The sequence below is a fragment of the Mesorhizobium sp. WSM4819 genome (assembly GCF_055811215.1).
Window position 1 is genome coordinate 1 of sequence record NZ_JBVVQO010000124.1, and the last position, 264, is coordinate 264.

Genomic DNA, 264 nt, shown 5'->3' on the forward strand with positions numbered 1-264 from the left:
GTTGCGCCGAACATGTATCTCGCGGTCGCGCCGAATACATGCACGATGTTGTTCTGCGTCGTCTTCTATCGCGAATGCCTGCGACGAACGCGATGGTTCGTGCTTCCAGTGTTGATGGCGTTGTGGGCCAATCTGCACGGCGGCTTTCTGCTCGGTTTTTTCGTGATCGGCGTCTTCTGCGGCGCCGCCTTGCTCAGAGCGGCCTGGGCCGATCTCAGGGTCCTTGCTCTCGCGGGGATCGGGTGCCTTGCTGCGACATTCGTC

1 pseudogene is annotated in these 264 nt (G+C 60.6%); it reads left to right on the forward strand.

The features are described from left to right. A pseudogene (locus AC0L18_RS32485) lies at positions 1-264 on the forward strand (hypothetical protein); the annotation flags it as partial.